19 protein-coding genes are annotated in these 24,948 nt (G+C 52.0%); 12 read left to right on the forward strand and 7 right to left on the reverse strand.

The features are described 5' to 3' along the window. Positions 1-116: 116 nt before the first annotated feature. Complete coding sequence (locus tag ACOZB4_RS12565; protein ID WP_379416347.1) at positions 117-881, reverse strand: aminoglycoside adenylyltransferase domain-containing protein; 765 nt, start codon at positions 879-881, stop codon at positions 117-119. A 192-nt stretch (positions 882-1,073) separates the two neighbouring features. Here ACOZB4_RS12565 and ACOZB4_RS12570 point away from each other — a divergent pair, with 192 nt between their 5' ends. Continuing rightward, the gene (locus ACOZB4_RS12570; protein WP_379416345.1) at positions 1,074-1,775 is read left to right on the forward strand and encodes a 4'-phosphopantetheinyl transferase family protein; all 702 of its coding nucleotides are present in this window, start codon (positions 1,074-1,076) and stop codon (positions 1,773-1,775) included. A gap of 74 nt (positions 1,776-1,849) precedes the next feature. On the opposite strand, the gene ACOZB4_RS12575 is transcribed toward ACOZB4_RS12570, so the two are convergent. Both ACOZB4_RS12575 and ACOZB4_RS12580 read right to left on the reverse strand, forming a co-directional pair. Beyond that, entirely contained in the window at positions 1,850-3,424 is a 1,575-nt protein-coding gene (locus ACOZB4_RS12575) for an FAD-dependent oxidoreductase (RefSeq protein WP_379416342.1), read from the reverse strand. Between the two features lie 146 nt (positions 3,425-3,570). After that, a complete protein-coding gene (locus ACOZB4_RS12580) occupies positions 3,571-5,883 on the reverse strand; it encodes a helix-turn-helix domain-containing protein (protein WP_379416340.1) in 2,313 nt (770 codons plus the stop codon). Between the two features lie 198 nt (positions 5,884-6,081). On the opposite strand from ACOZB4_RS12580, the gene ACOZB4_RS12585 reads away from it, so the two are divergent. The 8 genes from ACOZB4_RS12585 to ACOZB4_RS12620 all read left to right on the forward strand — a co-directional run bounded on the left by ACOZB4_RS12585 (position 6,082) and on the right by ACOZB4_RS12620 (position 15,285). Further along, positions 6,082-7,620: an extracellular solute-binding protein gene (locus ACOZB4_RS12585; RefSeq protein ID WP_379416337.1), complete on the forward strand. Its 1,539-nt coding sequence runs from the start codon at positions 6,082-6,084 to the stop codon at positions 7,618-7,620. 216 nt (positions 7,621-7,836) lie between these two features. After that, a complete protein-coding gene (locus ACOZB4_RS12590; RefSeq protein ID WP_379416390.1) occupies positions 7,837-9,372 on the forward strand; it encodes an extracellular solute-binding protein in 1,536 nt (511 codons plus the stop codon). 150 nt (positions 9,373-9,522) lie between these two features. Then, the gene (locus ACOZB4_RS12595; protein ID WP_372238778.1) at positions 9,523-10,416 is read left to right on the forward strand and encodes an ABC transporter permease; all 894 of its coding nucleotides are present in this window, start codon (positions 9,523-9,525) and stop codon (positions 10,414-10,416) included. Between the two features lie 20 nt (positions 10,417-10,436). Beyond that, positions 10,437-11,315, forward strand: coding sequence for a carbohydrate ABC transporter permease (locus tag ACOZB4_RS12600; RefSeq protein WP_379416335.1), 879 nt, complete (start codon positions 10,437-10,439; stop codon positions 11,313-11,315). A gap of 19 nt (positions 11,316-11,334) precedes the next feature. Continuing rightward, positions 11,335-12,774, forward strand: coding sequence for a family 43 glycosylhydrolase (locus ACOZB4_RS12605; protein WP_379416386.1), 1,440 nt, complete (start codon positions 11,335-11,337; stop codon positions 12,772-12,774). A gap of 15 nt (positions 12,775-12,789) precedes the next feature. After that, positions 12,790-13,908 carry a hypothetical protein gene (locus ACOZB4_RS12610; RefSeq protein ID WP_379416333.1) on the forward strand — a complete coding sequence of 373 codons (1,119 nt, stop codon included), beginning with the start codon at positions 12,790-12,792 and terminating at the stop codon, positions 13,906-13,908. Positions 13,909-14,086: 178 nt separating this feature from the next. Further along, entirely contained in the window at positions 14,087-14,404 is a 318-nt protein-coding gene (locus ACOZB4_RS12615) for a cupin domain-containing protein (protein WP_215157421.1), read from the forward strand. A 71-nt stretch (positions 14,405-14,475) separates the two neighbouring features. Beyond that, a complete protein-coding gene (locus ACOZB4_RS12620) occupies positions 14,476-15,285 on the forward strand; it encodes an alpha/beta hydrolase (RefSeq protein ID WP_379416383.1) in 810 nt (269 codons plus the stop codon). An 84-nt stretch (positions 15,286-15,369) separates the two neighbouring features. Here ACOZB4_RS12620 and ACOZB4_RS12625 read toward each other — a convergent pair whose 3' ends face one another. Genes ACOZB4_RS12625 through ACOZB4_RS12635 form a run of 3 tightly spaced genes read right to left on the reverse strand, consistent with a single transcriptional unit; the run spans position 15,370 to position 18,630 of the window. Continuing rightward, positions 15,370-16,473 (reverse strand): ABC transporter permease, encoded by a 1,104-nt coding sequence (locus tag ACOZB4_RS12625; RefSeq protein WP_379416331.1) that lies wholly within the window; start codon positions 16,471-16,473, stop codon positions 15,370-15,372. Beyond that, positions 16,439-17,461 carry an ABC transporter ATP-binding protein gene (locus ACOZB4_RS12630; protein WP_379416328.1) on the reverse strand — a complete coding sequence of 341 codons (1,023 nt, stop codon included), beginning with the start codon at positions 17,459-17,461 and terminating at the stop codon, positions 16,439-16,441. Before ACOZB4_RS12630 ends, ACOZB4_RS12625 begins: the two co-directional genes overlap by 35 nt. 5 nt (positions 17,462-17,466) lie before the next feature. Beyond that, positions 17,467-18,630 carry an NEW3 domain-containing protein gene (locus ACOZB4_RS12635; protein WP_379416325.1) on the reverse strand — a complete coding sequence of 388 codons (1,164 nt, stop codon included), beginning with the start codon at positions 18,628-18,630 and terminating at the stop codon, positions 17,467-17,469. A 231-nt stretch (positions 18,631-18,861) separates the two neighbouring features. On the opposite strand from ACOZB4_RS12635, the gene ACOZB4_RS12640 reads away from it, so the two are divergent. The 3 genes from ACOZB4_RS12640 (at position 18,862) to ACOZB4_RS12650 (ending at position 21,457) form a co-directional block, all read left to right on the forward strand. Next, a complete protein-coding gene (locus tag ACOZB4_RS12640; protein ID WP_379416323.1) occupies positions 18,862-19,467 on the forward strand; it encodes an RNA polymerase sigma factor in 606 nt (201 codons plus the stop codon). Beyond that, entirely contained in the window at positions 19,442-20,338 is an 897-nt protein-coding gene (locus ACOZB4_RS12645) for an anti-sigma factor (RefSeq protein ID WP_379416322.1), read from the forward strand. The genes ACOZB4_RS12640 and ACOZB4_RS12645 overlap by 26 nt, the downstream gene beginning before the upstream one ends. A gap of 84 nt (positions 20,339-20,422) precedes the next feature. Beyond that, positions 20,423-21,457 (forward strand): dienelactone hydrolase family protein, encoded by a 1,035-nt coding sequence (locus tag ACOZB4_RS12650; RefSeq protein ID WP_379416321.1) that lies wholly within the window; start codon positions 20,423-20,425, stop codon positions 21,455-21,457. Positions 21,458-21,630: 173 nt separating this feature from the next. Here ACOZB4_RS12650 and ACOZB4_RS12655 read toward each other — a convergent pair whose 3' ends face one another. Beyond that, positions 21,631-24,885 (reverse strand): carbohydrate-binding protein, encoded by a 3,255-nt coding sequence (locus ACOZB4_RS12655; RefSeq protein WP_422759543.1) that lies wholly within the window; start codon positions 24,883-24,885, stop codon positions 21,631-21,633. Between the last annotated feature and the right edge of the window lie 63 nt (positions 24,886-24,948).

The raw sequence follows: 24,948 nt of genomic DNA on the forward strand, positions 1-24,948 counted from the left end.
CGAAAAGTTATGACCACCAGCCATGTCGCTCAGTTATGTGCGCCGGGAGCTGAAGACAATCAATGCCGAGCGGTGTAGCTTGCTCGATTAAGACGATCAGCCCGCAATTCCCGCCCCTATTCCAGTTCCTTTCGGATCTGCTCCAGCATATCGCCGGCAAATGCGATGAGTTCATCCGGGGCGGAATCTGCAGAATTCTGGGCTAATCCGCTATATTGATGCAAGGCACGCTTGATAATCGGATGATACTTGGAAGGAAGCGTGCGCAGGCCCCATTCACCGCCTTCTTTTTTGGAGGAGACAACGCCTTCCTTCAAATAGTACAGCACCCGGCACAGGTTTAGCGTGTAGTACATAGGGGAGCCGGTGATGTCTTGTACCGCACCCTCCACGTCATGGAGAATGGCTTGTATGTAATGCTGCCTGTCAACGGATGTAAAGACCTCGCGAACCGGTTTGCCGTACAGGGCAATGCCCCGATGAAAGATCACGGTGTAATGGGCGGCCAGGTCGGCGTCTTGGAACCCGCCGCATAGGTAATCGTCATCGGTCAGGTACTTCTCGCGATGAAAGGCGGAATAGTGGAACTCGAATGGAGGCGGATAGACGGTCTCCTGCAGACTGGATTCCAGGACAAGGCTCAGCTCCAACCCCTGTTGATTGGGCATACCATCGTGGAACGTTATGATTTTTTTGGCCAACCGCCTCATATGATCCCGGGTCAGCTTGTCCTCAACCACGACCAGCAGATCGACATCGCTTGTGTCCGGGTTGAAGCAGCCCATAGCTAACGAGCCGTGCAAGTAAATGCCAACCAGATTGCCGCCAAGCTCCTCCTTAAACAAATCGACCGCTTGATCCAAAACCCATTGCGTTTCCAATTGAAACCCCACCTTCACCTAGTATGATATTCATCCATTATGTTCGGGGATTCTTTTCTTTGTCAATTAATCGATCCGTTCGTCCGTTTATACTTGGAATTGGGGCAGGGAGTCTAATAGAGCAAGCAGGGGATTCAAACATACATATCGAAGTGAACACGTGACTATGTTTTTTGTTGAAAGGACGGAATTATGAATACTTTTTATGATGACCAACCAAGCCATATCGAGGTTTACGCAATCCAGAATTCGGACCAAATTCGCGATGAGACGTTCCGTGCCTTGTTCCAGACGTTATCGCCCGATCGACAGGACTATGTGTCCAAATTCAAAAGAGCGAGCGATTACCAACGATCGGTGCTTGGTGATGCCATGGTCCATCGAATCCTTCGGGATAAGCTGGGACTTGATCCGATGCATATAGAAATCATAAGGAACGCATATGGCAAGCCATCCTTAAAGCATCATGACAATCTGCATTTTAACGTCTCCCATTCCGGGCATTGGATCGTGTGCGCCGTTAGCCACGAGCCGGTTGGGATTGACGTGGAGAAAATGGAAGCCATCGATATGGATATCGCCAAACGCTTTTTCCATAAAACCGAGTTTAATGGGCTGTTACACTGTGATCCTTCCGTCCGGCTTTCCCGCTTCTTTGATCTATGGACGTTAAAAGAAAGTTATATCAAGGCTGTTGGCAAAGGCCTGCATTTGCCGTTGGATTCGTTTGCATTGGAACTGCTGGAAGGGGAGTGGGCACCTGTGCTTGGCGAGAACGGAGAAACCTATTATTTTAAACAGTATGCGGTGGAAGCAGGTTACAAGCTGTCGGTGTGCGGCATTAGCTGTCATTTCCCTAAGAACGTCCAATTCGTAACCGCTGAGGAGTTATGAACGGAACCAGGAAAAACCAGCCCAAGGACGATGCCATTGAGCTGGTTTTTTAGCATTTCGATTGTAGTTGATGATCAGACAGGACGCAGTGCCGGCCATGCCAGCTCGATTCCTTCGCTGACGAGCTTTTGCTGGAAGCTGGCCAGTCTTTCTTCATCGCTCCGCACATCCGTCGGCAGAATATCATGGTCTAGGCAATAGCTGACACAGTATCCGGCGGCCTCGCCAATGTTCCATTCTACGGGATGCAGCCGGTAGCAGCCGTTCGTAATGTGGGTGACCCCGATGTTTTTGCTGGCGGCCAGCACATTCTTCATCCGTTTCGGAATTAAGCTGCCCAGCGGGATTTGGAACGGCAGGGACGAGATATCAATGTAAGGGCGCTCGCCCGTGCTCGGATGCAGATCGATCCGGTAACAGCCGATGCCGACGGAATCAGGGAACGTTTCCGAAGCTCCGTCCGGCCGTGATTCGGTTGCCACATGCTGCTCCAGCACCGTAAACTCGGCCTGAATTCTTCTCGACTCACGGATGTAAGGATACATGGCCATCCCGTCTTCCGTTCCAACCACGTCGGGACGCAGGCGCAGCCCGGGATAACCCTTCCCGCCGTCCGGCCGCGGCACCTCGGTCTGCAGCCAATACAGCAGGGACAAGCTAAGCTGCTTGGCTTGATAGATATGATGGTCAGCCTCTTCCTTCGGAACATCGATAATGGAGCCGAGCCAGTAGTCGTTCTGCGGCCAGTTCACAAGCGACACCGAGCTGTCGAACGTACCCTCTGCAAAATGCTTCGGATCCAGGATTTGACGGTATTGATAGAGCGGGAACTTGCCGTGTCCCGGGAAAATCCCATACTCGATCGGCTCATTGGTCGACGGCTTGACGGCGGTCAGGCTTAACAGCTTATCCGGCCAGAATTCGGGTTTATACTCTCGCCAAAAATCGTAAAGGGCAGGCCTCTCAATCGTGTGGTCCTCACCCTCCAGATAATCCACGGCAAAACAATACGTAAAGCCCTGCATGTCCTGCGGCAGCGGATCGCCGTCAACGGCATGCGGTTCCCCTGTCTGGGACTTGGACTCGGCGCCGGTAACATACTCGATACCAGCCAGCGGAAGCAGATCCCCGAGCTCGGTGGCATCCACGAAGAACGGGGCGCGGAGCGCGATTTGATCCTGCGTTTCAAGATGACGAACGGTTACGCTGTTCACGCGATCCCCTGAAACGTCGGCAGACTCCGCCGCATACTGATACAGGATCGTAAGCCGTCCGCTGTGAATGTACGGGGCCAGCATTTGATGCAGCACGGCGAGAGCCGTGCGCGGCTCATGGCACAGCCGGCTGACGATGCCGCTGCCGGGGTTCAATTGCACATTGGATCTGGCTTTGGGAGTCATGGGGAAAAAATCGCGATAGTACTGGCGGACACCTTCGCGGAACTGCCGGTAGCTGCGCGTGCAGCCAAAGGATTCAATCCATGGATGTTCGTCGGGCGGAACCGCCTGGCTGGTTAGCTGTCCCCCGATCCAAGTGGTCTCCTCGGTCATGATGACCGTCTTTCCTGATTTAGCGGCAGCAAGCGCAGCGGCTGTTCCCCCTGTCCCGCCGCCGAGAATGACGATATCGGCCTGCATTTCTCGTATCATTGACAGATTCTCCTTTTGGGATAGTTTCATAAATGATCCACAAGATCAGCACAACAAGTGACTATTCTAATTGTAGGTTCTCTCCTGCAGGAAAAGTACGGGACATAGGTGACCTTTTTTGGTAATCTGATGCCGTTTTACAAGGTTTATTGTCCGGTTTTGTATTTGCCGCGATATTGCCCGGGTGTCATCCCCTCCAACTTACGGAAGGACCGGATAAAGTTCTGCGAATTGTTGTAACTCAGCTTCTCCGCAATATCCTTAATGGGCATATCGCTTTCGACAAGCCATTTCTTGGACATTTTGAAGCGGTACCGGGACAGGTATTCGCTGAAGGACATATTGGTCTCTTTTTTGAACACGCTGCTTAGATAAAAATTGTTGTAATGGAGGCGCGAAGCACATTCCTCGAGCGTAATATTGCGGTCAAACTCATTACGGATGATCTCGATCATCTGCTCGGAGAGATTCTGATATTGAGAGTCCTGGCGATCCCGGAATACACTGACCATCGGCCGGATGATGCGGGATTTAAACCAGCTTTCGATATCATGATTGGTGTAGAGCCGAAGAAGTTCCTCCACAAGAGAGCTGTCCCGGATGTCGAGCTGCTCGAGCATGATCCCATTCTCCTGCATCACGATCATGAGATCGTTCAACAGCCGGATGAGCGAGATTTGATAATCATGCGGGGTCCGGTCCTTCCGAAACACCTCGTGCAGCCACTGCTTCAGAAGCTCTACGGCTCGATCTTCATCGGCCAACTTGATGGCATCAATCAGCTCGTTCTCCACCTGCATCGGGTAGAAATAGACCCGGGTGTGCTTGCCTGAATTCAGGCTGAAATAAGGGATAATGACACCGGTCCCGAGCTTGATGCGGTGTTTCAGGGCTTCAAGCCCTTCCTGGTAGGCGCGCGACGTTTTGGACAGGTTGTCGTAAGGCAGGCTGATGCCGATGCTGACCTCCAGATCGAGAACACTGCGCGTCGTCTTCTGGATCTCCTCCGATAATGTATACATATAGTCATTGAATGCTTCCAGCGTGATACCGCCTCGTCCGATGAGCGTAACCTGCGTGAGATCGATAATGACAGAGGGGAGACGATGGGAGGAGGGGATCATCTCCTCCATGATATTGTTGATGGCAAACAGCAGCAGATCACGATCCTTGCGTTCATAGCGGGTTTCGTCCAGCATATCGATCTGAAGGGTAAATACCGCCAGATGCTCCCAAGCGGATATTTGCTCCTTGAAGCCGAACAGCTCGATCTGCTCCATCACTTCGGGCGGACTGCTCTTCCCCAGAAACAGCTTATGGAGGAAAAAGGTGCGTACCTGCTGGCTGGTCTGCCGAAGCTCGCTGCGGAGCTTGGTGTTCGAATTGAACATATCCCGGATATGTTCGTCGATGATTTGCAGCTCGCTCTTTTTGTTGGCTTGGATTTCCGGCAAACGCTCCACGATATTTTCAAAAATGTGCCGGATGGGCGTGTACATCTTCCGCGTTCCAAGCCATACCAGCAGAATGCTGAAACCGATCATCAGCATGCAAATATACAGCGTAAACCAGCCGATGGAGCGGGACTCCTTCGTAATGACGGACATTTCGGTAAAGGAGGCATACAACCAGCCGTTAAAATCGGACCGGACGTACGTAACGGACACCGGCTTGTTGTCGATCCTCGTCTCGAACTGCCCCGATTTATTGTCAAAATGGCCCAGCTCCGCCTCCTCATACCCGGTATCGGTCAGATATTGCCCGAGCTTTCCTTGCTCAGGATGTACAACGATCCGGTAATTGTGGTCCAGAACCATTACCTCCCGGGATTCGGAAGGGGTATCCATCATAGCGGCGAGACTGCAGCTGGGAATGGTGGCGAGTGCGACACCCCGGGCGCTGGAGGAAGAGAGTGGCATTTTCTTCACAAGCGCAATCGTGTAGGGGCAGGCATAACTGAGCGTATCGCTGGACCCGAGGGATTCCGTCTCGAGCATCACCCAATTGGAGTTCCCTTGAAGCTCCATGAGTGTCAGCAGCGCATCCTTGGAAGCGTATTCATTAAATTCGTACATGCCCCGGTTATTGATCAGCCAGTTGGTTGTCGTATTCGCAAGGATGACGTCCGTAACCTTCGTCTCGGGAGATTGCAGTAGACTCATCTCTTCTCTCAGCTTGTTATACAATTGGAAGTCATAGTAGGACAGGGGCCGATATAACGCACTTTGCAGAATATTGGAATTAATGACGTAATTCAGTGTATAATCCACGGTCCGAAGCACCTGTTCGAGATTGCTGTTGGTTTGATTCATAATCTGGATATTGCTGCTGTTGACGTGGTTTTGAACGGAGGTGGATGATTTCATGAACGAGAAGAAGCCGAGGGCCACAAGAGGAATGATGCTGATGAAACAGCCGAACAGGACCATTTTAGAATAATAGCTACTTTTTGGATGCAATAGATACACCTTCCTGTTTAACAAAGTGTATAATCATTGTATGGGCAACCCGGGTTACATTCAATAATCATTTCGAAAAGAATAATCACTGTATTTGATCATCATGACTTGTCATAAAAAAAGATGTACATATGTTAAAATCATTTCAAACATATAGGATCCGCAAGAAACATGGTGGAACGGAGGTAGAACGGATTGATGACCCGTCTGTCAAACTATGTCATTCTTACACTCGCTATTCTTATGGTATCGGCTGCATGCATCAGCATGGCCCGATCATCGGGAGCGGATGGCGGAAGTACGTCTTCTGATCGCACAACCAGCATTTCGATTATGGCCAACCTGCACACCACCGAAGTTCCCTCCGATCGGATCGAGAAATGGATCGAGGATAAAACAGGCGTTCAGCTGAACATTCAGTGGGTACCCGACGGGAGTTATGATGAGAAGGTATTTGCTTCGCTTGCAACAGGGACTTTGCCGCAAGCGCTGTATCTGAAGAATGCCGCATCCTTGTCCTATTTCAGGGATGAGATTCGGAGCGGGCTATTCTGGGAAATCGGCCCGTATCTTAAGGACTATCCGAATTTGCAGAGATTGAAGCCCGAGGTTCTGAAGAATACGGCCATCGATGGTAAACTGTACAGCCTGTATCAGGAACGTGCCTTAGCCCGTTCAGGCATCATCTACCGTAAGGACTGGGCAGATCGGCTGGGACTACCGGCACCGGAAACGCTTGATGAATTATATGAAATTTTGAAAGGGTTTACATATCAGGATCCGGACAACAACGGTATCGACGATACCATAGGTTTGACGGACCGCAATGATTTGATCTATGGGGCTTTCAAGACGATTAGCTCCTATTATGGAACTCCGAACAATTGGGGATGGTATAACGATTCATTGCAGCCGGAATTCGTCTCCCCAAAGTATATGGAAACGATGAAGTTCTTCAAGAAGCTTCATAGCGAAGGATTGATAAATGAAGACTTCCCGATTACCAGCAAGACCGACCAGCAGGAGCTGTTCGTAACGGGAAAAGCTGGGGTTTATATCGGTGCAATGGGGGACGTACTGTCCCTGGAATCAAGGCTGCTGGCAAATGATCCCAAGGCCGTGCTGGACGTTCAGAATCGGATTCTCGGGCCGGAAGGGTACGGGATATGGGCTTCGCAGGGTTACGGGACGGTGATCTTGTTTCCGAAGTCCGCGATTGCTACGGAAGAGGAATTGAAGAGCGTGCTCTCTTTCTATGACGCACTGATGAGTCCCGAGCTTGCAAACCTGATGTATTGGGGCATCGAAGGGATCCATTATACCGTTCAGGATGGCAAAGCGATGGCGGTGGATGCATTTGAGCTGAGGGAAAAGGATGTAAAGCCCTATCAGGCTTTAATGGCTGGAGGCTCCAGCACTATACCGGGCATGCTGCAGCCGGTTACTCTGAATCAAGCGAAGGATAAGGCCGAGCGGCTGATTTACGATAATGAGCGTTTCCTCATCTATGATCCCACCGCACCGCTGGAGTCTCCGATGTATAATGAGATCGGCGTCAGATTGAATGAGCGCATGCGGGATGCCACCTATCAATTTATGCTAGGGATGATCGATGAGCAGGGGTTCGAGGCTGAGATCGATCGTTGGCTGGAAGAGGGGGGGAGGCAGATTATCGAGGAATATAATGCTTCATACCGAAGCACAGTCGGACCCTATTTACATGAGAAATACCGCTAGGGGATTGGTTTCCCCGGCGGTATTTTTTTGTTGTGCCATGGCGCGAGCAATCTCATGGACAACATAATCATTAGATTTGATTCCACTCCATTAAATGCCGGGCGGGACCGAACTTCCCATATCCAATCTGAGGATTATATACGTACCAGACTTCCGTCATCTAAGCTTTTCTTGTCAGTCCATATTCAAATTTAAAACGGAGGTCAGAAGATGAAGATGAAGAAGAATAAAGCCAGTACCATCCTGGCAATTGTAACCGCTTTATCCGTGTTGGCGGGCTGTGGCGGCAACTCCGCCCCAGCAGCAACCGGCAGCTCAAATGGCAGTCCAGCGCAAGGCGAGAACAAGAGCGAACCGGTAACCATCTCGATTATGGCCAACCTCCATACCCCTGAAGTTCCCTCCGACATGATTGAGAAGCTGCTGGAAGAGAAAACAGGCACCAAGCTTGACATTCAGTGGGTGCCGGACGGCACTTATGATGAAAAGGTCAATGCATCCTTTGCAACCGGAACGCTGCCGCAGGTGACGTACCTGAAGAATGCCGCCTCGCTTGTGAATATGCGTGATGCGATCCGCAACGGGCAATTCTGGGAGATTGGGCCATTGCTGGGTCAATACCCGAACCTCAGCAAGCTGAAACCTGAAGTGTTAAAGAACACGGCGGTGGACGGCAAAATTTATGCGTTATACCGTGAAGTGCCTTTGTCGCGTCAGGGCATCATTTACCGCAAGGATTGGGCCGACAGGCTTGGACTCAGCGCCCCGACCAATGTGGACGAATTCTATAATATGTTGAAGCAGTTCAAGGAGAAGGATCCTGATGGCAACGGCAAAGACGACACCATCCCGCTGACGGATCGAAATGACCTGATCTACGGCGCGTTCAAAACGATAAGCTCGTGGCTCGGCACGCCGAATAACTGGGGCGAGAAGGACGGCAAGCTGGCTCCCGAATTTATGTTCCCTGAATATATGGAGACGATGAAATTCTTCAAGAAGCTTCACCAGGAAGGCCTGATCAATCAGGATTTCCCGGTTACCAGCAAAACGGACCAACAAAATCTGTTCATTACTGGCAAGTCGGGTGTATATATCGGAGCGATGGGGGACGTATCCAGCCTGCATCCCAAGGTCGTTGAAGTGAATCCGGATGCGGAACTCGATGTTCAGAATAAAATCGAAGGAGGACCGAATGGATTCGGAATCTGGTCGGTTCCCGGCTATGGCTCGGTGATACTCTTTCCGAAAACAGCCATCAAATCAGAAGAGGAACTGAAAGATGTGCTGGCCTTTATGGATCAGTTGATGAGTCCGGAGCTTGGCAACCTGATCTACTGGGGGGTTGAAGGACAGCACCACAAGCTGGAGGAAGGCAAGGTCATTCCTTCGGAAGACACCAAGCTGACCGATCGCGAAGTGAAGCCTTATCAAGCGATGCAGGTCGGCGGGCCGTTAACGATCGAGGGTTTTTATGAACCGAAGCATATGCTCCCTGTCAAAGCGAAATCAGAGGAAATGATCACGGAGAACAATGATTATCTCATTGAGGATCCTTCGGCATCACTGGATTCCAAGACGTTTAACGAAAAAGGTGTACAGCTGCAGGAGATGATTAAAGACGGCACGTATCAATTTATGCTTGGCGATATCGATGAGGCCGGATTCCAGGCGGTCGTGGATAACTGGCTTAAGAGCGGCGGTCAGCAAATCATCGATGAGTTCAACGTATCCTACGAATCATCCAAATAACGAACATGCCAGCATCCCGAATGGCCGGAGACTGCGATGCTGCAGTCTCCGGCAGGCTTCGGGATAGAAAGGAAGTCTGAGATCATGAGCGAAACCGCAGTGAAGACCGGGATGAGCAAGGGCGCCCCCAAAATACCGGAGTCCGGTCGAATGAGGAGAATCATAAAAAACCGGGCGATCTACCTCATGATTCTTCCGGGATTCTTATACTTCCTGATCTTTAAATATATCCCGATGTCGGGATTGATTATAGCCTTCCAGGATTATCAGGCTTATCTAGGCGTTACGGGCAGCCCCTGGGTGGGGCTCAAGCATTTTGAGCGGCTGTTTACCGAGCCGATGTTCTTCACGATTTTGGGCAACACGCTGCTGCTGTTTTTCTTGAACTTGGCCTTCTATTTTCCCGTGCCGATCATTCTTGCCTTAATGCTCAACGAGGTTCGGCGCGAAGTGTTTAAACGTTTTATCCAGACGCTGGTGTATATTCCCCACTTCATGTCCTGGGTTATCATCGTATCCATTTCGTTTGTCATGCTCTCGATGGATCGCGGAATCATTAATGAATTGCTGGTTATGGCCGGATTCGAAAAAATCAATTTCTTGATGAGCAGCGAATGGTTCAGGCCGATGTATGTGATGCAGATCATCTGGCGGGAGGCAGGCTGGGGGACGATCATCTATTTGGCTGCCATGGCGGCGATTGATCCCGGTTTATACGAAGCGTCCCGGATTGACGGGGCCAGCCGCTTTCGGCAAATGTGGCATATTACGCTTCCTTCGATTCGAAGCGTGATCGTCGTTTTGTTGATTTTGAAAATCGGCGATGTGCTGGAACTTGGGTTCGAACATATCTATCTCCTCTTAAACTCAATGAACCGGAATGTGGCGGAGATATTCGATACGTATGTTTATACCGCAGGTCTTAAGCAAGGTCAGTTCAGCTTCAGTACGGCGGTCGGGTTCTTTAAATCGCTGATCGGTCTTATTCTGGTGATGCTGGCCAATTGGCTGGCCAAAAAAGCGGGAGAAGAAGGCATCTATTAACTACAGAAAGGTGGACCGCTATGGTACAAGATAATACGATATCGAGCCGAATCTTCGATATCGTGAACTATACGCTGCTGTTGATCATTGGCCTGGTTACCATCCTGCCTTTCCTTCACGTCATCGCCGGATCCTTCACAACCGTGACGGAGCTGGCGCAGAAGCAGTTTGTCCTGTTTCCGACCGTATGGTCGCTTGATGCTTACAAATATGTGTTTTCAACCAATACGGTGTTTCGCTCGCTTGGCGTTTCCGTGGGCGTCACCTTTTTGGGTACCTTGTTCAGCATGCTGTTAACCTGCTTGATGGCCTACGGGCTGTCGCGCAGGGATCTGGATGGCCGTAATTTCATCATGTTCATGGTTCTGTTCACGATGCTGTTCAGCGGCGGAATGATCCCAACGTTTCTCGTGGTGAAGGAGATGGGGCTGATCGATACGTATGCGGCGCTGATTGTCCCGACGGCGATCAATGCCTTCAATCTCATCATCATGCGTAACTTCTTTCAGAACCTGCCTGAGGGATTGGAGGAATCCGCGAAGATCGACGGGGCCGGCGATTGGGGCATCCTGTTCCGAATCGTGATTCCGCTGTCGATGCCTGCTATTGCGACCATATCGCTCTTTTATGCGGTTACCTACTGGAACACGTATATGTCGGCGATTTTGTACTTGAATGATGCGGCCAAATGGCCCGTGCAGGTCATCCTGCGGCAGATCGTCATCCTTGCCAGCGGTTTGGCGGCAGACACCTCCGGCATGGACGAATTTGTCCGGCCGCCGGAGCAGACGGTGAAGATGGCGGTCATTGTCATTGCCACACTGCCGATTCTGTGCGTATATCCGTTCCTGCAGAAGCATTTTGCGAAGGGTGCGCTGCTGGGTTCAATCAAGGGATAGAGAGGAGCGAGGGATCGTGTTGGAAAAGAAACAGTGTGCACCGATCATTGCTGGCAATTATGCCGACCCGTCGATCATCCGGGTTGGCGAGGATTATTACATGACACATTCCTCCTACAAGCTGACGCCAGGTCTCGTCATCTGGCATTCGCGTGATTTGCTAAATTGGAGCCGGGTTGGGGCAGCATTGCCCCAATACGAGGGGGATGTATGGGCGCCGGAATTCGTGGCTCATAACGGCATGTATTATATTTATTATCCGGCAGCGCGAACGAACTGGGTCGTAACGGCATCCAGTCCGACGGGACCGTGGAGCAAACCGATTCATTTGGGGATCAACGGAATTGATCCGGGGCACACGGTAGGACCGGACGGAAAGCGTTATTTGCATATGTCGGGTGGTGATTTTGTAGAGCTAACGGCGGACGGACTCGCGGTTACAGGTGAAGTCAGACATGTGTATAACGGCTGGCGGTATCCGGACGATTGGGTCGTGGAGGCTTACAGTCTGGAGGGGCCGAAGATTACCGTTCACGATGGATATTACTATCTGACGGTGGCAGTTGGGGGGACAGCTGGACCGCCCACAAGTCATATGGCCGTGTCGTCAAGATCCAGAACGCCATGGGGACCTTGGGAGCACTCTCCGTACAACCCGATTGTTCATACGGAATCCAGGGATGAGCCCTGGTGGTCCAAAGGACACGCCTCGTTGATAGACTCCCCGAACGGCCAGTGGTGGATGGTCTACCATGCTTATGCGGGCGGGTTCCATTCGCTGGGCAGGCAGACCTTGCTCGAACCGATCGAATGGACTTCAGACGGATGGTTTCGTGCTGCAGAAGGTCGTGAGGGACTTATTGGCGAGTACGATCGGCCGCATGATGAAGGTGAAATCAATGCTGTGAATCAAGGCGTTACATTCAGGGATACCTTTTCTGGAACTGTGCTGGGTTTGCATTGGCAGTGCGAAGGCGTGGAGCCTTCCGCCCGGTTCCATCCGAGGAATCATGAATTGGTAGCCGAGGCAGCATCCGAGGAGGCAAAAGCTTCTCCACTGCTCTACATGGCAGGCCATAAGCGTTATTCAGCAGAGGCCGAGATCATCGTGGAAGGTCCGGCAGAAGGCCGCCTGCTGCTCTATTATAACGATGCGGCATATCTCGGGTTGGGAGTCAACGAGCGCGGGGTCCGGCATTTCCGGTCATTTAAGGGCTACGGCACGATGCCGAATGATCAGCGCAGGGCATTTTTGCGGTTGGTTAACGATGCACATATCATTTCATTCTATTACAGCTTCGATGGGGTGGAATGGCTCCGGTATGACAAAGTGGCGGATGTTTCAGGATTCCATCACAATACGTTTGGTGGGTTTCAGAGCCTCCGCATCGGACTGGATGCCGTCGGTAAAGGCAGGGTGATTTTTCGGAATTTTTCATATAACGTCATAAGCAGCTGAAAGAAGGGATAGGGCATGACAAAGAGATTAGAGGACATTCTGACGGGTGGCGACGGGCTGTTTGAAGGTTTCTTCGAATGGCTCGAAGGACAATATGACGCTGCTTCCGGCGGCTTTTATTATGCCCGCAGTTCAAGGGATTCTGATGCGTTCACGCCGGACATCGAATCGACGGCGCAAGCACTGGGCATTATCGAGCGCTGCGGGCTTCAGCAAAGGCTGGCCGATGATATTAAGACGGGCATCGTGCGTTTTTTTCAGTCGAAGCAAGACCCTGCGACGGGGTATTTCTATGATGCCGATCCCAGGATGAGAAAAGACGATGTGATGGTGGGACGTGCACTTGGTTACAGCGTAGGAGCACTCCGAAAGTTGGGCGCAGCCCCTTTGCATCCGCTGCCGGGCAATCGGAATATGGCTCCGGCATACTGCCGTTCTCCTGGGGCTTATGCGGAGTGGCTGCGTTCGATCAGTCTTGCGAACAGCTGGCGCGGCTGCGACCGGCTGTGTAACTCGGCCCCCTATTTAAATCAGATGACGCCTGCAGATCGGGAGCCGTTCTTATGTGAAGCTCTGTCTTATTTTGCGAGTATACAAGACCCCGTGACAGGGTTGTGGGGTGAAGGCACCCTTTATGTGCGAATATCGGGAACCTTCAAGCTGTTGACATTCTATAACCGGTTTCAGGCTCCCCTGCCGCGGACGCCGGAAATATACCGTTCCCTGCTGCACGCTTTGCGTAACGAGAAGGCCGTTGACATGTGTTATATCCGGAACCCGATCAGCCTCCTGACCTCGATGAAGCTGCGCATCCCGGAAGAGGACGTTCTGGAGATCGCGGAAATCACCTTGCGGAATATGGCGCGGCTCAAGCGGGCGGACGGCGGATTTTCCAGGGAAATCGATCATTCCCCGCCGGCACCGAATGTGGCCCAAGTGAAGCAAGGTGAGTATTATCCTGACATGCCGGAGGCGGTTTCACTGGGCAAGGGTGAGGTCGAAGGGGACATGAATGCCGGAACGCAGGCGATTCTTATCCGCTATTCGCTCCGTGAGCTCGGGGGGCTGCAGGAACGAAAGCTGGATATTTCCGATTCTGTGTTCTCATCTTTACGAGCAGATACGGGGATATGATTTACGAGTCATGACCTCTAAATGTATAGAATCAATCAGCCGAGATGATTCTCTGAATTTTTATGACATGGATAATAGGAATACATAGACCCTTCGGCGAAGAAGTTATGAAGGTTTTTAATTTAATGAATCGATGAACGCGAAAATTCGGTACTTGGATTAGCAGAGGAGGAGGATCATGGCGGAAATCGGAGTTTGGGAACAAGCGGAGCCCGGGGTAACAAGGAAGGTGTTTCAACCCGGAACCGGGCTAATGATGATGGAGGTGCATTTTGAAGAAGGGGCGGAAGGTGCATTGCACAGCCATCCCCATGAGCAGATGAGTTACTGTCTGAAGGGCGCCATCGAATTTTATATCAACGGAGAGACAACTCTGGTGCGTCAGGGAGATACCATCGTCATTCCCGGCGGAGCGGAGCATGGGGTAAAAGCACTGGAACCCTCCGCTCTTTTGGATACGTTTACACCGCTGAGACTGGATTTGCTTGGTCTCTGAGTGCCTAAGGCTGAAGGAAATGTAGAAATGAATGAACAGACTTGAGATGAAGACAGAAAGGAATGGATATGATGAAGCTTTGGGAACAGGATATTCCCGGACATGAGTCGGTGGAAGAGAAATTCACACCCTACATCGTACCTTATCTATTACAAAATGAAACGCCCCACGGAGCCGTGCTTGTGCTTCCGGGCGGCGGGTACCAGCAGCGTGCGGATCATGAGGGTGATCCGATTGCCATGTGGCTGAATTCAATTGGGCTATCGGCCTTTGTCGTTCATTATCGTGTTGCCCCTTATCGCCATCCATATCCGCTAGGCGATGCCCAGCGTGCCATCCGGCTTGTAAGACATCACGCCAAGGATTGGAACATCGATCCGGACCGTATTGGAATTCTCGGGTTCTCGGCAGGCGGACATCTCGCGGCCAGTGCCAGCACTCATTTCGATGAAGGAAATCCGGAGGCCGTGGATGCTGTGGACCGGCAGAGCTCCCGTCCGAACGCTTCCATTCTCTGTTACCCGGTCATTTCATTTAAGGATTATTACCATGAGGGCTCCATGACCAATTTGTTGGGAGAGGATCCGCCGGAAGAGTTGAGAAATACATTGTCGCTCGAGCTTGCAGTGAAACCGGAGACCCCTCCGTCCTTTCTGTGGCATACCGCGGACGATGGAGCGGTTCCTGTCGAGAACAGCCTGATGTATGCCAAAGCGCTAAGTGAGCAGCGCATCCCGTTTGAGCTTCATGTTTTCCCGGAGGGTCGGCATGGCCTTGGTCTTGCGGAAGAAGATGCCAGTGTTTCACAATGGACGGGCCTGTGCGCAGGCTGGATGCAGAAGATCGGATTCCTGTCGCAAGCGGTCGTTCAGGGAAGGTAGACGGATGCAGCTAAATTGAACTCATGAAAAAAAACAAGCTCATCTGAAAAATCATCAGATGAGCTTGTTCGTATAACCTAAAGATCAGGACCGGCCTCTAATCTCCTGTCGGAGGAACAGGACGTAAGAGATGGCGAAGCAGATCAGCGTGGCTGCGGTCAGTCCGGTAATTTGCGGCCAGACGAGCAGCAGGCTTTGACCAAAGGGCAGCGGACTAGCGATGGCGCCGTACACCTGCTCCTGCGTGAGCGGTCCGAGATTGCGGATGGACGGCATCAGCAGAGTGCTCGTTGCCTCATTAAACAGGGTATATGGCGACAGCCGGCCAAGCCAGAGCATCAGATTCTGATAGCTCATGACATCATGGACCGTGGCTGAGGCAGAATCCGGAGCCAATCCCCGCGCCAGCAATCGCAGGATCATATCAAAAAAGAAGCTGAAGAACAGCCAAATCGCAATGCTTGACAGGGCGGAAGTCGCAGGCTGGCGGAATCTTACGGAGAACATAATGGCCAGATTCAGCCAGAAGCCAACGTAAAATATGGTCACGACCAGAAAGCTGATGGTTCTCAAAAATTCCTCGAAGGTTGGCGGTATGCCGATAATCAGGGTGCCCAGCGCCATGGTCAGCAGCCCGAGCGTGATAAACATGATGCTGATCACGATCAGGGAAGCGGCGAATTTGGCATTGAGCAGGTCGTCGCGGTGAATCGGCTGGGCCATGATGCGGCTGAGCGTCCCTTTGTTCCGTTCACTGTTGATGGCATCAAAGCCCATGCCGATTCCGAGCAATGGACCTAAGAAACCGACAAACCCGATGAAGGTCGGGAGGGTGCCGTCCGAGAGGGTGAACAGCTTCAGGATGACAAAACCATCGACCCCGTTCTCCGACCCGAGGGCTTCACGGATGCTGTTCATTGCCGTATATAGCGAAGCCACGCATGTTAAGGCAATGATGCCCAGCAGTAAAATGAAGCGCCAGCTCCGGATATGGTCCGCGATCTCTTTACGGACCAGTACGCCGAAGGCTGAAGGCGTGGACGGTTTGACTGCTTCTACTGTCGCCGTTTGGTCTGGCCTGTTGGTGCGCTTGGAAAATGTTTTTTTTGTGTTTTCGGAGAAGGACTGCAGCCGGCGGCCAATGCCAGCCAGCTTACCCTGTACGCTCAGCACTCTTCGCTCTGCCATGCTCATCACCTCCTGCAAAATAACGGTGGTAGATTTCGTCCAAACCATACTGCTGGCGGTTCAGAGAGAACAGCTGGGCACCTGCATTCACTACCGTTCGGGCAATTTCGGGGCTGCAATCCCTATCGGCCCGGATCAGAACCTTAGCCGGAAGGTTTCTGATCCGGGTGTCCGCATGCTCAGCCGTATCGCTTTCGACAGACGGTACCTCGACCTGGTGAACCCCTTCGATGGTGCTGATCTCATCCCGCAATTCGGGCCGTAGCTCATCCAGCTCCACCGTGATTTTAATCGGATCATCCGCGAACAGGGTCCGGGACAGCCCCACGACATCCCCTTCGGCGAGCAGCCGTCCCCGCACGAACAGGCCGACGCGGTCGCAAATCTGCTGAACCTGGTGCAGCTGGTGGGACGATAGCAGTACGGTAAGGCCCTGCTCACGGCTTAGCTTCCGTATCAAACGCAGCAGTTCCTCCATACCTGTTGGATCGATGCCCAAGGTCGGTTCGTCCAGGATGATGATTTCCGGGGATTTCATCAAGACGTCCGCAAGTCCGAGCCGCTGTCGCATTCCGCGGGAATAAGCCCCGGTCTTCTTATGGGCTGCATGCGTGAGCCCAACGTGCTCTAACAGCTCCAGTGCCCTCTCCCGGGCTTGGGAATCGGGGATTCGATTCAGCCGTGCCGTAAGCATCAGATTTTCGAGCCCGGTTCGGTCCTCGTAAAAGCCAACGTCATCAGGCAGGTAACCGACCCGCCGCTTGACCGGGATCGGTTCTCTTGTCGGATTGAGGCCAAGCACGTTAATGGTTCCTGAATCCGGTTCGCTGAGTCCGAGCAGCATCAGGATGGTGGTGGATTTGCCCGCACCGTTCGGGCCGAGCAGACCGAAAATCTCGCCGCGTTTAATTTGGAGGGATAAACGGTCCACCGCCTTCGTTTCATTGTAGCTCTTCGTCAATTCGTGAATGTCAATGACCGTATCCATCAAGGTTATCTCCTTCCGTATTTACGAATGAGAACATAGATGCCTCCCAGAATTGCAACAATTACGAGCACGCCGATCCAGCCCCACAGCATGGAGCCTTTGACGGCTACGCGGAATTGGGCGTCGGAGCTTGCTTCAGCCGCAGCGGCCTTCAGGCTGGTAACATAATCACCCGCAATGGCTTTGTCGCTTGAGGTCAGTTTGGCTTCTACCGTTGTGGATTTGCCTGCGGGCAGATTTTCGATCGTTTTCGGATTGAAGCTTACCTCCCAGTCCACCGGCGTATCGGAGCTAAGATTAATATCCGAGAGAGGTGCCGTCCCCGTATTCTTGACCAGCAGCTCGATGGTTTTGCTGCCGCCCGCATTGACGTTTGTGCTGAGCAAACCGCTTGGTGTTGTAAGCTCCAGCCCATAAGAGCCCGTAATGACAGCTTCCAGCGCAAGCTCGGAGGATGTCGATGAATTGGAGGCGCGGATCGGAATGGAGAAGGAGCCTTCCGTCACTTCGGCAGGCGGTTTGATATCGACAGTAATGGATTGACTTGCACCCGCTTCGATTTCGACGGAGGATACCTGCTTGCCGCCGGAGGTGAATGTAACGTCCCATCCCGCTTGGGCATCGGCCTGCAGAGCATAGTTTTGTTTATTGGCAGTTCGGTTTTGCAGATTCACCGTGTAGGTAAACGTGGAATCAGCATGCCCCTCCAGATTGGCTTGATCGGTTGTGAGCTCGGTCTGATAGGTTCCTTTTTCCGTAATATCCACGGTTAATGGCAGACTGGCCATGGATCCCGCCGTTACTTGAAACCGGTAGGTGCCTTTATCTACTTTGAGCGGCACGGTAACCTCCAAGGACACCGATTCCGATTCGCCCGGCTTCACGGACACTTCCTTCAGCTGCCAGCCTCCCCCGTTAAGCTTGGTGCTCCAGCCGCTCGGCAGGCTGTTGATTTGGAGCGGAACCGTAATGACGCCGCTCGTATTGTTTTTGACTTCAAGGGGATAATTGATGACTTCCCCCGGCGGAACGGAAATCGAGGTGTACGGTGTGTACAAGGTGATTTCCCCCGCCGCGAACGCGGTATTTCCTCCACTTAACAAATAAGTACCCAGGATGAACAAGAGCAGCAGGTTCAGCTGCTTTGCTCTCTTTCTAAGCAATTTCATGACACTACCCCTCCTAATTTATGGATTCATAATGAGTACGTTGGAAGCACCGGGTTTGGATTTATCGGAAAGATTAAAATTAGCTAAAAAATTCATTAAAGGAAGCTGAAAAGTGCCCAGGTTTATTCAAAAGACAAGGAGCGTTTGCTAAAATATTGAATCGAAAATGGCAGTGCGAAAGGCAGGCCATCATGATGATTTGAGAGGAGAACAGATTAGGGGGAGTCAGGAATGAACGATCATTCTGCGACGTGGCTGGAGGAGATTGCAGAAGGTTCGACCGCAGCATTCAGGCACTTCTATGATGCTAATGTCCGCTTGGTTTACCGGCTGGCTTTGCAGATGACCAAGGATCCGGCCGAGGCGGAGGATGTATGCCAGGATATCTTTATGGAAGTGCTGCATAAGGCGGATCAGTATGATCCTGCACGCGGAAGCGTTGAGGCTTGGCTGGCCGTGAGAACACGGTGCAGGGCGATGGATCGGCTGCGCAAGCGGCAGCGCACGGCTGCAGCCGAATGGATCGAAGAGGCGCTGCCGGAAACGGCATGGAGCGAAGAGCAGGAATCGGTAGAGTTGGCCGCCTTGCGCCGATTGGAGCTGGAGCAGGTAAAGGAGGCGCTTCAGGGCATTCCGCCCCTTCAGAGGATGGCGGTTTACGGAAGCTACGTCGAGCAGCGCTCCCACCGGGAAATGGCGGAATTGTTAAACCGGCCTGTCGGAACCGTCAAATCCTTAATCCGGTACGGCATCCACAATGTTAGACGGCGGCTGGATGCGATGAACGGGAAGGAAGGGGGGAGCTCGCAGCATGAAACATTCAAAGCAAGACCATGAGCGTTTCGCTCAAGACAACTTTGACTGCCCGTTATATCCCGAGGAGAAGCTTGTTGATTACGTTATGAAGCGATTGCCGTACGCGGAGAGGATGAATATCGAGCACCATCTTAAGGAATGCAAGACATGTTTCGGGACAGCGGCGGAATGGGCCGACCTTATGGGAGCAGAAGGTATCGCAACGCCATCACATGAATCCGATGTAATCGAGCAGGAGCTGTTTCGAAGCGGTGATATTCGTGGCGAACCGCTTGTCGGATCGACTCAGCCTGCAGGTACGGAGACGGCCATTCGGGAGTCAATGAAGAATCAAGCCGCGGATGGACACATGCCTCCCAAACGACTGCGCAGCAGGCTCCTGCTTGCGGCTTATATCCGGTCCTTCCGAAGCAAAATCCGAATCAGGAAGCATGTTGCATTGCAGGCGATATCCGGAGCACTGTTCATCCTGTTGATAGCCGGTTTATTCACCTTGAAGGGAAACGACGCTCAGACCCATGCGGCCTTCGAACATACGGTGAGCCAGCGGATTGCCGATATGCAAAGCGAGGATACCGAGCGGTATGTCATACAGCCGGTTGAGCCTTTCTATGGCAGCGGCTCGGTGTGGCTGAAACGCGGCTCGGGAGAAATGCTGATCGTTGTGAACGGCCTGCATTCCTTGGAGGAGAAAGACTATCAGGTGTGGCTTCAGGATGAGGATCGGCTGTCGAGCGCGGGCTTTATGCTTGTGCAGGGCCCGCAGGGAAAGAGCTATTATTACGGTTTCGGAGCGGGGAAAGCGAAGCGGATTGTTGTGAGCATGGAACCCAAAGGGGGGAGCCGGAGACCGACCGGGCCCGAAGCCGTCCTGGTGAATATGGGGCCTTGATGCCCAGATATGCAGGGAAATGCGCTATCCAAGGGAACACCTTATCTAAAAAACAGTGAGTAAATCGAAGGCGGTGAGTACGGGATGTGGCGCGCAGATGCTTTGCTGGAGTCCATGTATAACGAGACAATGGGCCGAACGAAAGACAGGCAGGTTGCCATGAGTGCCGAAGAGCGCAAAGGGTATTTGAAGCAGACGCTTCGGCAATTGATCGGCGAATTCGAATCCAATGACAGGCATAAGCTTGTGCTGCTCGAACAGGAGCTGTGTGACGGATATATTCGGGAGAGGGTGGAGTTATCCGCCGTACCGGGCGTATCCTTTGCGGCGTATGTATTAATTCCAGATGGGAATCAGGGGGAGCCGATGCCAGCAGCCGTCGCTGTTCATGGTCATGGCTATGGCAGCAGGGAGATTGTAGGGCTGAAGCAGGACGGATCAAGGGATTCCGATATGCCCGGTATACACCGGCATTTCGCTGTCCAGTTGGTACGGCGGGGCATGGTGGTGATCGCTCCGGATGTAGCCGGTTTCGGTGAGCGTCGCCTTGCGGCGGATCTCGTACGGAATCCGGATGCCCCGAATTCCTGCCACCGGCTGTCCACCGGGCTGATGATGCATGGCAAGACGCTCGCCGGTCTCCGCGTAACCGAGACGCTGAAGGCCTTGGAGTATGTGGCCGAACGCCCGGAGGTTCAGGCTGACAGAATCGGCATCATGGGTTTTTCGGGAGGCGGGTTTATCTCGTTTTTGAGCGCGGCGCTGGATGAACGGATTCGGGCTGCCGTGCTTGCGGGATATCCCAATACTTTTAAGGACAGCATTATGGCGGTGCAGCACTGTGTATGCAATTACATCCCCGGCATGCTCAACCATGCCGAGCTGCCGGAATGGATGGGGCTGATCTCACCTAGACCTTTGTTTCTGGAGTCGGGAACCCATGATCGGATATTCCCGGCTGCGGGCTTTGAAGCCGCAGCTCATGAGCTCAGGGAAAAGTATCGGCGCACCGGTGCGGAGGAGAAGCTGCAAACCGATCTGTTCCCCGGAGCACATGAAATCAGCGGCCGATATTCTTACGACTGGTTGTTTGAACGGTTAAGCAGCCCGGATTTGTGAAGGGTACTCTTCCCTAGCCGTTTCTGATCAGGCACTAATTGTAACAGGGCATCGCACGTATGGGCCGCAAGAGACTATGGGTACAGGTGAAAGAGAACAAAAAGGGACTCCTGAATCATCAGGAGTCACTTTTTTTTATGCGTCATGCATGGTCGCCGCTATAGAGCTAGGGTTTACTCCAAGTCATCCTGCCAATCTTCGAGCAGGGAGTTCGCATCGGTATTTAATACCGTTTTGGCTTGAACGCTGACGTTGCGTCCCATCGGCTCTTTATTCAGGTGCTTGGTGAAATTCTGCATATGCTTGACGGCATGATCCACTCTTCCCAGATCCAGTTGATGCTGTACCTGGTTAAGAGCGTTGGTCAGCTGAGGAATGAGCGCTCCGCTTACATCTCCTGAATCTGCGAATCGGGCGATTAATTGTTTCATGGAAGGCACGCTGGTGATGACCCGGAACTGGATTGTTTTCTGAGGTTTGTTACCGGAGCGGTCTTCAGTCGTAACCGTTGCAGTTATGTCGCCCAAATTCCCGGCCAAATCGATGTCGATAGCGTCCTTGGTCAATGGATCCAGCGTATATACTTTATCGCCGATGGTTATTTCGGCTAATTGGATGGCGGAAGTGTCGATAATTTTGAAGCTGAGAGCCATGTAATCCTCCAAAGCATCGCCATTTTCCAAGTTCTTGCCATTAACAGTCAAAGAGAAGGAAGGAGAATCGGTAACCTCGATGGTGACTCCCTGCGATACATTCCCGGACCGATCAATGGACCGGATGAAGAGCGAGTAGTCCTTGCCCGCTTCGATTCCCTGTATCACAGCTGTTTGAATTCCCCGATTTACCTCAATGACGTCGCCGACCTGCTGTCCATTACTCCGCAGCGTAATTTGCACTTTTTGAGCATCGATATCGTAGGGACCATCCCAAGACAGCGTTATGTTTCCTTCACCGCGCTTCACCTGCACGTTCTCTACCTCACCCGGGGCAACGTCATCCTCTTCGGGTATGGTAGGAGGAGCAGGCTCCGTAAATACGGCCGGATCGCCAAAAGTGAATTTATCAAAGTTGTATAACCAGTCTCCACCTTTGAAAGACATGAATACAATGTGTTTTCCCGTTACAGGGGTCGTTACATCCGTCGAGGAAACTTCGAAATTTTGCCAGCCCCCGGTTCCTGAGACGGTGGCTGTTGCAATGACCGGACCGCCCAGACTGTCCAGTCTGACCTCGATCGTCCCGCCAGCCGTGGCGCTGGCTGCGTTGACATGGAATTGGGTAGGGCTTTCGCTGCCAAAATCGACATAATTATACATAGCATAAGGGTTATTTGGACCAAACATCCCGGCTAAGTAAGTTTCCCCGCCGCCGGTTTCTCTGCCGAAACCTACCCCGTTCGTATAGTTTTCAGCTTCCAGCTTCTTGTAAGCATCTCTTGCTTTTCCTTTCATGGTGGTAAAGGTGAACCACTCCAGATTGAGAGGGTAGTCGCTGCCATTCGCTCCCTTGAAAACAAGATATACATCGTGAACGCCTACAGCGAGGGTGTCATCGATATTCGCCATGATATCGACCCAGTTATCCCAGCTTCCCAGCGCCGGAATTTGAACGACACCTGCGGTAGGTCCATCTAGACTGTCCAATTTAATCTCGATCGTGCCGCCTTGATTGCCGCTTGCCACATGCACAGTGATACCAGCCGCGCCAGTTCCAAAATCAATTCCTTCATAAGAGGCATAGGCATTGTGATGGATTCCGTCCAAATATCCGAACTCGGCATGTTTACTAAGTCCTTCGCTGCTGTCATAATTTCCGGCTTTCAGCTTGGCATAGGCATCGGTTTCAGTCGGATCCGTGGTCGTAAATTGAATCCAGTTTAAATTGAATAAATAATCGTCATTTGTCTTGGTGAAGACAAGATACACATCATGGACGCCGGTTATGGTGCTTGGCGCTCCCTGGTCATCTTTAAGGAGGGTGACGGCATCGATATAATGATTCCAGTCGCCCGTTCCCTCTACGTTCAAGGTCCCGACTTTGGGGCCATCCTTGGAATCAAGCCGGATCTCGATTTGACCTCCGCCCGTTCCGCTAGACGCTCTGGCAATGAACCCAATCGCACCGTCTGATCCGAAATCCACATTTTTGTAAGCGGCATAAGAGCCATGCTGGATTCCGCCTAATTGCAGCGAACCTTCAAATGAACCCTCCAGCACGAATCCGGCCCCGATATTGTAGCGCTCCGCTTCGATTTTATCGAAGGGGTTTTTAACGGCATAACGAAGCTCTGCTTCCATCGGCTTGATCACGTTTAAAGCTTGAACGGCAGCGGCCGAGGACCAGGATTCATAGGTTCCGGACAGCAGCTGTCCTGCCCAGTTTCCATCCACGATATGATCCGGATTGCGGTGGCTCCAGGCCATTTCGACATTGAATGCAAGCCATTCGTCGAATTCAGCGCTGAATTCGGGGTGCTGGCCGGTTTCATCCAGTGTCTTTTGCAGATGGGCCTGATTGCGCATCAGGATCGTTTTACCGCCTTTCAGATCTCCGTTGGGGCCTTCGTAATTCAACACCCCGTTTGAATCCACCAGATGGTTCTTGGTGAATTTAGCGGCTTTGACCGCGTCATCGAGGTAAACGGCATTTCCGGTCGCTTTATACAATCCGACGGCTGACCCGATGTATGTACCCTGGTTGTAGTGAGTGGCATCCGGAACCGCACCATGTTCAACTTCGATGCGGTCGAACACTTTTCCGTTTCCGTCCGTAAGCATCGTTTTGCCCCATCTGAATATTTTGGTTGCCGCGTTTAGATAATGCTCATCTTTCGTAATATCGTAAAGATAAAGTGCAGCTTCCGCTGCCGGGAAATTAATGCACGCATTCTTGGTATTATGGTCGCTGTTCAGCCACCAAATGCCGCCGCTCGCGAACTCTTCATCCCACTGTGTATCGTATACAAAATCGAAATGATCCTTTGCGGCCTTCAAATATCTTGGATTTCCGGTGATTTGATAGGCTCTGGCGCTTCCCATCGCCCACCACATAATATCGTCATTGAAGGGATTATTCGTCCAATCTTGGCCGTACTTGGCGACGGTGCCGTCATATACATCGTCGATCTGCGTTTTAAGCTCGGCTTTCAAGGCAGAATCGGATGTATGCTGATACGCATCCATGACCAATTCCCACAGCTCTGCCTCCACCCAGAAGTCTTGATGCTTTTCGCGCTTCGAGTCCTTCCAGAACATCTTGGCGTTCGGATCCCAAAATGTATCGTTAAAAGCTCTCATCGCTGTATCCCCATCTGATGCGGTATAGGCGTAGGCTTTGGACGTTCCGAAGCCGGGCATGGAACCGAGGATGAGCGCGATAGCCAGAGGCACCGCAAGAAACCTGAAAAGTTGACCTGATCTTAGTGACATGAATGTTCCTCCTCTATTTTCAAATCGAAGCCGATCCGTTCCATTCATGATCGGCTTCATGAG

Origin of the sequence: Paenibacillus sp. NPDC058898 (assembly GCF_049316025.1) — a bacterium.
Taxonomy (GTDB): Bacteria; Bacillota; Bacilli; order Paenibacillales; family Paenibacillaceae; genus Paenibacillus_AQ.